Source organism: Bradyrhizobium sp. CFUWI (genome assembly GCF_056429085.1).
In genome coordinates this window covers 146,961-156,843 of the sequence record NZ_JBWJZE010000016.1, presented here as the reverse complement: position 1 = coordinate 156,843, position 9,883 = coordinate 146,961, and the positions used below count along the sequence as shown (strand labels likewise).

General features: G+C 65.7%; 8 protein-coding genes. 2 read left to right on the top strand and 6 right to left on the bottom strand.

Annotated elements, in window-relative coordinates:
- The coding region (locus tag AC066S_RS29280) for an OmpA family protein (protein ID WP_478271266.1) at positions 1-1,747 on the top strand (1,747 nt) is incomplete at its 5' end.
- Positions 1,748-1,800: 53 nt separating this feature from the next.
- Here AC066S_RS29280 and AC066S_RS29275 read toward each other — a convergent pair.
- Positions 1,801-2,757, bottom strand: a complete 957-nt coding sequence (locus tag AC066S_RS29275; protein ID WP_478271265.1) for a homocysteine S-methyltransferase family protein — start codon at positions 2,755-2,757, stop codon at positions 1,801-1,803.
- A 231-nt stretch (positions 2,758-2,988) separates the two neighbouring features.
- On the opposite strand from AC066S_RS29275, the gene AC066S_RS29270 reads away from it, so the two are divergent.
- Complete coding sequence (locus AC066S_RS29270) at positions 2,989-3,609, top strand: TetR/AcrR family transcriptional regulator (RefSeq protein ID WP_478271264.1); 621 nt, start codon at positions 2,989-2,991, stop codon at positions 3,607-3,609.
- Between the two features lie 9 nt (positions 3,610-3,618).
- On the opposite strand, the gene AC066S_RS29265 is transcribed toward AC066S_RS29270, so the two are convergent.
- The 5 genes from AC066S_RS29265 to rlmN all read right to left on the bottom strand — a co-directional run bounded on the left by AC066S_RS29265 (position 3,619) and on the right by rlmN (position 9,788).
- Positions 3,619-5,376: an alkaline phosphatase gene (locus AC066S_RS29265; protein WP_478271263.1), complete on the bottom strand. Its 1,758-nt coding sequence runs from the start codon at positions 5,374-5,376 to the stop codon at positions 3,619-3,621.
- 215 nt (positions 5,377-5,591) lie between these two features.
- On the bottom strand, positions 5,592-6,929 hold the full coding sequence (argG, locus tag AC066S_RS29260) for an argininosuccinate synthase (RefSeq protein ID WP_478271262.1): 1,338 nt from the start codon (positions 6,927-6,929) through the stop codon (positions 5,592-5,594).
- A gap of 93 nt (positions 6,930-7,022) precedes the next feature.
- Positions 7,023-7,799, bottom strand: a complete 777-nt coding sequence (locus tag AC066S_RS29255) for a phosphatase PAP2 family protein (RefSeq protein ID WP_135165799.1) — start codon at positions 7,797-7,799, stop codon at positions 7,023-7,025.
- Between the two features lie 156 nt (positions 7,800-7,955).
- A complete protein-coding gene (locus tag AC066S_RS29250) occupies positions 7,956-8,450 on the bottom strand; it encodes a hypothetical protein (protein WP_478271261.1) in 495 nt (164 codons plus the stop codon).
- Positions 8,451-8,585: 135 nt separating this feature from the next.
- Positions 8,586-9,788, bottom strand: a complete 1,203-nt coding sequence (gene rlmN, locus AC066S_RS29245) for a dual-specificity RNA methyltransferase RlmN (protein WP_478271260.1) — start codon at positions 9,786-9,788, stop codon at positions 8,586-8,588.
- Between the last annotated feature and the right edge of the window lie 95 nt (positions 9,789-9,883).

Here is a 9,883-nt window from a genome sequence, read left to right as displayed (position 1 = left end):
GCCTTCACCGCCGCCGGCTGCGGCTCCGCAGCAGCATGCGCCCACGCCGCCGCCTCCGGCACCGTCCGGCGCACGCCCCGCTCCGACTCCCCCGGCTCCGCCTCCCGCAGCAGCTCCTCAGGGCCGCCCTGCGCCGGCACCGACGGCGACACCTTCTCCCGCACCGGCGGCGCCGCCCGCACGGCCGGGAGCGCCGGCGCCGACCACCACACCCGCACCGACGACGACACCCGCACCGACTGCGACACCGGCGCCCACGACGCCTCCTGCGCCGACCGCAACGCCGGCTCCGGGCAGCACGCCCGGCGCACCGCCGGCTGGCCGCCCCGGCACCCCGCCCGGTCGTCCCGGCGCGCCTCCTCCGGCAGGATCACCGGCTCCCGGTGCCACGCCCAGTCCGACAGCGACCCCGGCTCCTGGTGCTACGCCGACGCCCCCGCCCGGACGTCCAGGTGCAGCACCAACACCTGCGCCCGGCGCGACCCCGGCCCCGACTGCGACACCGACCCCCGGCCAACAAGGCGCAACACCTCCTGCTGGTGCGCCCGCTGCCGGCACTCCGCCCGCAGCACCGCAGGCTGGTGCTCCGCCGCGGCCGCCGGCGCCTCCCGCCGGCGTCGCAGCGCCATCGGTCGTCCCCGGTTCGGCGGCCGCAGCGCCGCCGCCGGACAGGGCACAATACAGACCGCCGACGGTTGCACCGGCCTTCCGAGCCGCGCCAACGGTCTCAGCGCCGTTGCCGCCGGCGCCGCGTCCGCCGCAGCGTGACCTGACGCCGCTCGCGATCGGTGCAGGCGTGGTGGCCGGCGCCGTGATCGGCGCCACCATCGCCGACCTCCACAACCAGCGACGCGAGACCATCGAAGGCGGCCGCACCGTCTACACCGAGCCGGACCGCATCATCATCCGCGATCCGGGCGGGCAGGCCTATGTCCGCGGCAACGATCTCTATCGCTTCCGCTACGGCGCCCGCGACATCCGCACCGACACGGTCGGCGGCGAAACCCGCACGGTCGTGGTTCGTCCTGACGGCAGCGAGATCATCACCATCGTCGGCGCCGATGGTCGGCTGATGCGGCGCATCCGCAGGGATCCCCGCGGGCACGAGCTCATCATCATCGACAACACCTACCGCGATCCGCGGGCAGTCGGCGGGTTCTATGTCGACGTGCCGCCCCCTGTCGTGAACATCCCCTACGATCGCTACATCGTCGACGCCCAGGAAGCGTCACCGGACGTCATCTACCAGACCATGGTGGCCCCGCCGGTGCAGCGGATCGATCGGCGCTATTCGCTCGACGAGATCCGCTACAGCCCGAATGTTCGCATGCAGATGCCGAGCATCGACGTCAACACGATCATCTTCGAGACGGGATCGTGGACCATCCCGCCGGACCAGGCGGCCCGGCTGCAGGTGATCGCCGACGGCCTCAACCAGGCGATCCAGCGCAATCCGCGCGAGGTCTTCCTGATCGAGGGCCACACCGACGCGGTCGGCAACGAGGTCGACAATCTGTCATTGTCGGATCGTCGTGCGCAGTCCGCGGCCGAACTGCTGACGCAGCAGTTCGGTGTGCCCGCCGAGAACCTGACGTCGCAGGGTTACGGCGAGCAGTACCTGAAGGAGCAGACGCAGGGGCCGAGCGCGATCAACCGTCGCGTCACCATCCGCAACATCACGCCGCTGCTCAACGGCGGCCAGGCCTCGCTGCCGCCGCCCCCGCCCGGCACCGCGCCGCCGCGGTAACGGCAGCCACAAATGCAAAATGGCCGGGAGCGATCCCGGCCATTTCTTTCATATCACGCCGTCATCGCTTCTGAGGGCAGGCAGGCCTCGCAGACCGCGGCAACGTGCCGGTGATCAGTGCCGCAACAGCCGCCGAGAATGCGCATGCCGGGGAATGCGCGCCTGAGCGAGAGGTAGCGGCGGCCGAGATCGACGGGATCGCCGCTGTCGAGGGCCTCCGACTCATCAAGCTCGGCATGGCTCTTGGCCGACGCATTGGCCCTGATGCCGTGGATGCGCTGGACCCACGCCTCGCCGGTCGCGAGTGCAGTCTCGAAATGGCTCGGGTGCGCGCAATTGATCAGGAAGTATTCGCAGGCACATTCGGTTGCGTCGTCGACTGCTTCGATCGCCTCGCGCAGCGGCTCTCCCCTGACAAGGCGGCCATCGGTCTCGACCGTGAAGGAAATCGCGGCCGGAATGTCCTGCCTCTTGGCTGCACGCACTACGCCGATGGCTTCGTTGATGCTGTTCAGCGTGAAGGCAGTCACCATGTCGGCGCCTGCCTCGGCGAAGGCCGCGATCTGGCCCGAGTGGTAGGCTTGCGCCTCCGCCGCGTCCATGTTGCCGGCCTTGTAGCCGTCGCCTCGCGGGCCGATCGCGCCATTGATGACGCACGGCATGCCCGGTGACTCCCATGTGTCGCGCAATTCGCCGAGGAAGCGGACGGCGCGCATGTTGATTGCATCGAGACCGGCCGCATCATAGCCGAGCTTGGCACCCCAATCCGGGTTGGCGCGCCAGGTCGGAGTGTCGAGCACGAAGCCGAGCCCATGCTGCCGCGCGATGCGGAGATAAGCTTCGTAGTAGCGTTTCAAATGCGCGCGCCCAGCCGTGCTGTCGAGCAGCACGAATGCCGCGAAGTGGGGCAGCTCCAGCCCCTCATGGAAGATCAGGGTGGTTTCCATGCCGCCGTCGGTCAGGAAAATGCCGCCGCGGTGCTGCGGCAGATCATGTCTGTATCTGGCCATTGATCGCTCCATCATTTGGACGGGCCCGCTCTGCTCATTCGGTCGCGCGATGCCCGTGTTCGGTCTGGGCATTTGGTGCCGCATAATGTCGCGCCGCTCTAGAAGCCCCGTGGTGCGGCTGAACTTCCACCCGCAAGCAGAGACAAATCAAAGGCTTGCATGATCCATTCGGAGTGGTCGTCGGCCGTAGGCGGTAAATTCCGCACTGCCGGTACGGTTTTGGAGAGATCGATGGGAAAGGGCGAAGCGACGCGCGAGCGCATTCTCGAGATCGCGGAAGCGGCGGTGCTCGCAAAGGGCTTCGGCGCGACCTCGATCGAGGAGGTCATTGCCGAGGCCGGCCTGACCAAGAGCGGTTTCTTCTATCACTTCAGGGACAAGAACGCCCTCGCACGGGAGATGCTGCGCCGCTACGTGGAGACCAACGACCGCCTGTTCGACGAGATCTTCAGGCGGGGGCGTGAGCTCTCGGACGACCCGCTGCAGTCGTTCCTGATCTCGCTGAAACTGCTCGCCGAAGTCATGGCCGACCTGCCGAACGGCCATCCCGGCTGCCTGATCGCCAGCATCTGCTATCAGGAGCGCTTGTTCGACCGCGAGGTCCGCGATCTGACCGCGCAATCGGTCCGGGCCTGGAATGCGCACTTCCGCGAGATTCTCGACGGCATCGCCGCGGTCTATCCGCCCCGCGAGCCGATCGATCTCGACGATCTCGCCGAGATGATCTCGTGCGTGGTCGACGGTGCGATCATCATGTCGAAGACGCTCAACGACCCCAAGCGGCTGGAGCGGCAAATCCTGCTGTTCCGCAGCTGCGTGAAGCTGGTCTTCACGCCGCCTCCCTCCTCGTGAACCGAAGCATCATTGTCCCGCAGCCAATCCCAACGCATCGGCCATGACGCGGAACACGTCGGTATTGTCCATCGAGCCATGCACGCGCTCGCTGCCCGGTCCGGTCGCGGTCAGGATGACGTCCTCGCCCGAATGCACGCTGGCGCCGATCATCGCCGAGAGATTGCCGGGACGCAGGACCGCGCCCGGGACGTCCTTGTATTTGTCGTTGGCCTTGAAGGTCCCGTCGGCGCCGGCCTTGACGGTCGGCTCGTTGGGATTGTCTAGCTTCGGACGGAACGTCTCGTAGTGATCCGGCAGACTGGCGGAGAAAATGGCAAGCCGCCGGCTCACGTCGATGCGCGCAGGATAACCTTCCGCATCCGGCGCCGGATAGTTGGGAAATCCGGCCTGCTCATAGACGCCGACGCGCTCGCGCAAGGGAACGTTGGGCGTGGTGGCCATGTCGTCATTCACCGTGCCGACAAGGCTGTTGGGATGATTGTGGTCCGCCAGCACCAGGATGAGGGTGTCGTCGCCGCGCGCCCGCGCCCATTCACGCGTCTGGCGCACCGCATTGTCGAGCATGATCGTGTCGTAGACGGCCCGATCCATGTCGAGCAGATGTGCATATTTGTCGATCATTCCGGATTCGACCATCAGGAAGAAGCCGGCCTCATTCCGCGACAGCAGCTGCAGCGCCGCCTGCACCTGCTCGGTCAGGTCGGGCTGCTCAGGGAATTTCTTGACGCCGCCACCCTTCAGGAATTTGCGGTCGAGCACACCGTCCATGTTACCGGTGGCGAACAGGCCGAGCAGCTTGCTGGTCTCCTGTCTTGCTGCAGACGCGCTGAGCTCGCCCGCGGTGGTCGCCACCTGATAGCCGGCATCGCGAAACTTCGCGATATAGTCGGTTTCGTCCTTGCGCTTGGAGCCGGCAGCCGACTTCGGCAGGAAATTCGCGCTGCCGCCACCCATCATCACATCCGGCTTTGCCGCGAAGAACTGCTCGACGATGTCGTCATAGGCGGCGCGCCGGCGGGTGTGCGCGACCATCGCCGCCGGCGTCGCGTCTTCGATCTCGGTATTGGTGACGATACCGATCGCCATGCCGAGCCGCCTTTTGGCGAGGCTGGTGATGGTTTCGACCTTGGGATCGTCGAGCGGGCTTGCGCTGCGGTCGGCATAGACGCCGAGGGCATTGACGGCGCTCTTATGCCCGGTCGCATAGGCGCTGGCCGAGTTCGCGGAATCCGTGATGATCGAGTCCGAGCCGGCGGTTGCCACCAGCGCCATGTGAGGCATGTCGTCGATGGCGAGCTTGCCGCGGCTCTTGCCTTCCGAAATACCCTTGGACAGGATCCGCGCGGCGACCCGGTGCGCCGGCGACATGCCGTCGCCGATGAACAGGATGACGTTCTTCGCCTTGCGCGGACCCGTGTCGTAGACCGTCCATGTGACGCTGCGCTGGCCCATGCCGTCGCTCACGTCGACGACGACGTTGCCCGGCCTGGCCAGCGTGACGTCGCGCAGGATCAGGGCCGACTGATCCTTGCCGTCCTCGCGGTCGATGAAGGTTCCGGCACGGCCGAACGCGGTCACGTAGTCCGCGCCGTTCACCGTCACCTTCAATTTGGCGGGATCGACCGGCCCGGGGAGCTCGACCTTGAAGTCGAATTTGGCTCCGGCCAGGATCTCGGCACGATCGATCGGATAGATCGTCTGCGCCGACAATGACGATGCCCAACAGAGGACGATGAGAGAGGCGAGTGCCGATCCCCTGACCATGCTCGATGCTCCGTAATCTGGTTTCCCACAGGAACGGGAAGCGTAGCGATCGAGAATGACACCCTCATTAAGCTCGTCGCCGTTGGCTCCATCCGGGCTAGTGGGCAAAGCGGAGCGTGCCCATGATCTTTACCCGTCACGGAGGAATGGTGGGCACGGCGCTAGCGCGCCTTTGCCCACCCTACGACTTTGCCTACCCTACGACAGTGAGAGCCTCAACCCTTGTCGCTCTCCAGCCGGAAGATCTGCGAGCCTTCGCTGCCCGAGAGCAGGCCGGTCTTCGAATAGAGACCGAGCTTGGTGCGGGTGTCGGCGATGTCGAGGTTGCGCATGGTGAGCTGGCCGATGCGGTCGGCCGGGGTGAACGCGGCGTCCTCGACCTTCTCCATGCTGAGCCTTTCGGGCGCATAGGTGAGGTTCGGGCTCTCGGTGTTGAGGATCGAATAATCGTTGCCGCGGCGCAGCTCAAGCGTCACCTCGCCGGTGACGGCGCGCGCGACCCAGCGCTGCGCGGTCTCGCGCAGCATCAGGGCCTGCGAGTCGAACCAGCGGCCCTGATAGAGCAGGCGTCCCAGGCGCATGCCGCTGATGCGGTACTGCTCGATGGTGTCCTCGTTGTGGATGCCGGTGACGAGGCGCTCATAGGCGATGTGCAGCAGCGCCATGCCCGGCGCCTCGTAGATGCCGCGGCTCTTGGCCTCGATGATGCGATTCTCGATCTGGTCGCTCATGCCGAGGCCGTGCCGGCCGCCGATGGCGTTGGCTTCGAGAAACAGCGCGACGGGATCGGAGAAGGTCTGGCCGTTGAGCGCCATGGGCTGGCCTTCCTCGAAACGCACCACGACCGTCTCGGCCTTCACAACGCAATCGTCGCGCCAGAACGGCACGCCCATGATCGGGTTGACGATCTTGATGCCGCTGTCGAGGCTCTCGAGATCCTTGGCCTCGTGCGTGGCGCCGAGCAGGTTGCTGTCGGTCGAATAGGCCTTCTCGGCGCTCATCTTGTAGGCAAAGCCCTGCGCAGTCATGAACGCCGACATCTCGGCGCGGCCGCCGAGCTCGTCGATGAACTGCTGGTCGAGCCAGGGCTTGTAGATCTTCAGGCCGGGATTGGTGAGCAGGCCGTAGCGGTAGAAGCGCTCGATGTCGTTGCCCTTGAAGGTCGAGCCGTCGCCCCAGATGTTGACGCCGTCTTCCTTCATCGCCGCGACCAGCATGGTGCCGGTGACGGCGCGCCCCAGAGGCGTGGTGTTGAAATAGGTGATGCCGCCGGTCGAGATATGGAAGGCGCCGGACTGGATCGCGGCGATGCCCTCGTGGACGAGCTGCGTGCGGCAATCGACCAGGCGCGCCTTCTCGGCGCCGAACTCCATCGCCTTGCGCGGGATCTCGTTGTAATCGGCCTCGTCGGGCTGGCCGAGATTGGCGGTGTAGGCGTAGCAGCGCGCGCCCTTCTGCTTCATCCAGAGCAGCGCCGCAGAGGTGTCGAGGCCGCCCGAAAAAGCGATGCCGACTTTCTCACCCTTGGGCAGGCTTTTCAGGATCGTGGTCATGGGGCTTCCAATCGGGTCTCAAGGGCTGATGGAGGGTTTGAACTTGACCGCGCGAATAACAAATTTCGCAGGGATCGGCACGCATTTAATGGCTCAAACCGACGGCTCCGGACCGGTCTTGCGGCCGAACAGGCGCTGGCGGAGCCGGTAGGCCGGCATGTTCAACCGGGTCAGGGCGGCATCGACCGCTTCGTCGGAAAACCGCGTCCGCGGCCAGCGGTAAATCAGCGCGTAGGCGAACCAGATCACGACGAAGGTCACGAGGCCGGCAATCGAGACGTCGGTGAAGAAGTGGCCGCCGAAGGCCATGCGCAGGGCGCTGGTCAAGGCGCCGAACACCACGGCGGCGGCATAGGCGAGCGGTCGCCACGGCGGCGGCGCCAGCGCGGCCGGCGCCAGCGTCCAGAACGCGGTCGCGCCTTCGCCCGAGAAGAACGAGCAGTTGCGGGCGCAGCCGCCGCGCGGATCCCACCACGGCACGAATTGCTGGTCGCCGGCGAACTCGGTCACCACCACCGGGCGCGGCCGGCCCCAATAGGTCTTGAAGGTGAGGTTGGTGAGAATGCCGGCCGACAGGATGATGGTGGCGAGCAGGAACACGATCGCGCGCCCCGACACCATCAACGGCCGGTCCGGCCTGATCATCTTGACCACGAGCGCCACCAGCGACGGCAGCACGAAGGCCCAGGCAACCCACATCGCAGCATCACGCGCAAAGCCCGCCCAGTCGTTCAGCTTGAGCGGAAAGGTTTTCGTCTGGGGGTCGAAGAACAGCGACGCAAGCTTGAGATCGAGCTCTGGATAGAGGCCGAAAACGACGCCGATCACGAGCCACAGCGCCAGGGCGATGAAGAGTCCGGTCCGGTTCATGGCGTGCGGTTTAGCGGAGTGGGATGGGGATGAAAACCCTTGCCGTGGTCATTCCGGGGCGGTGCGCAGCACCGAACCCGGAATCTCGAGATTCCGGGTCTGGTCCTCAGGGTCGCTTCGCGATCCCTTCGGACCATCCCGGAATGACGAAGCAACCTACCGCGCATCCGGCCTTGAATGGGACGGCAACGGCGGCGGCGGTTCGCGCGGAGGCGGCGGGATGCGCCAGGCGCCCGCATTGCGACCGGCGATCAGCCAGTACACGATTCCGGCGACGACGCCCGCCCCGGTCATGATCTCCAGGTGACGCCGCACGATGCCCTCGAACTGGAATGTGTCGGAGTGGAACGGGACGAGGCCAAGATAGCAGGCGAGCCCGACGAGGCCGCCGCCGACGGCGTAGGCCAGCGCGCTGCGAATGTAGAGCGCCTCGGTAATCGCGACGATCACCGCCGCCGGCACCAGCGCAAAGCCGGAGACGAAGATGAAGCCGAAGCCAAGCAGGATGTCGATCGTGCCCTGATCGACCGGACCGGCGCCGAGATCGGCGAATTCCGGAAACAACAGCGCGACGACGACGATCATGCCGCCGACGAAGCAGGCGGCGAGAAAGCCGATGAAGATGACGACGAGGCGGCCGATCAGGGACATGGGGAGAAAGCCATCGTTGTCGTCATTGCGAGCGAAGCGAAGCAATCCAGAGATGCGTCCATGGAGACAGTCTGGATTGCTTCGTCGCTACGCTCCTCGCAATGACGAGGATGCGAGAGCGTCGGCATGAACAACCTAATCCGTCATCGCCATGGCGCGCAGCGCCTGACGCTCGCGAGCGCTGAGCTTCTCGGTCTCCGACTTGAGCTGGCCGCAGGCGGCAAGGATGTCGCGGCCGCGCGGGGTGCGCACCGGCGAGGAATAGCCGGCGTTGAAGATGTATTCGGAGAATTTCTCGATCTGGTCCCAGTCCGAACATTCATAGGCGGTGCCGGGCCAGGGATTGAACGGAATCAGATTGATCTTGGCGTGAATGCCCTTGAGCATCTTCACCAGCAGCTTCGCATCATCCAGCGAATCGTTGACGCCCTTGAGCATCACATATTCGAAGGTGATGCGGCGCGCGTTGGAGGCGCCGGGATAGTCGCGGCAGGCCTGCAGCAGCTCCTTGATCGGATATTTGCGGTTGAGCGGCACCAGCTCGTTGCGCAGCTCGTCGCGTACCGCGTGCAGCGAGATCGCGAGCATGACGCCGATCTCCTCGCCGGCGCGCACGATGTTCGGCACCACGCCAGAGGTCGACAGCGTGATGCGGCGGCGGGATATGCCGATGCCTTCATTGTCGCCGACGATGAGAAGCGCATCGCGCACCGCGTCGAAATTGTAGAGCGGCTCGCCCATGCCCATCATCACGATGTTGGTGACGCGGCGCGTGCCGTCCTCGCGATCGGCCCAGTCGTTCAGGCGATCGCGCGCGACCATCACCTGCCCGACAATCTCGCCGGCGGTGAGATTGCGCACCAGGCGCTGCGTGCCGGTGTGGCAGAATGAGCAATTCAAGGTGCAGCCGACCTGCGAGGAGACGCACAGCGTGCCGCGATCGGTCTCGGGGATGTAGACGCACTCGACTTCATGCGCCTTCTGAACATTGTCGCCGCTCGGCAGACGGAGCAGCCATTTGCGGGTGCCGTCGCTGGAGATCTGCTCGGCCACGACCTCGGGGCGGTCGACCGTGAAATGCTGCGCGAGCTCGGCGCGGATGCCCTTCGAGATCGAGGTCATGTCATCGAAGCTTTGGGCGCCGCGAAAATAGAGCCAGTGCCACAGCTGCTGCACCCGCATCTTGCGCTGCGCCGGCGCGACGCCGATCTCGCCGAGGCGATCGGCAAGCTCGGTGCGCGACAGGCCGATCAGCGACGGCTTTGCCGGCGGCACATAGGTTTCGAGTGGCGTCTTCTCCACCAGGATTGCGTTGTGCGGCTCGGTCGTCGGTTGCATTGATGGACCTGGGATTACTGCTGTTTGAGTTCGTCATGCCCGGGCTTGACCCGGGCATCCACGTCTTTCGTCAATCGCGGTTGCGCGTGGATGGC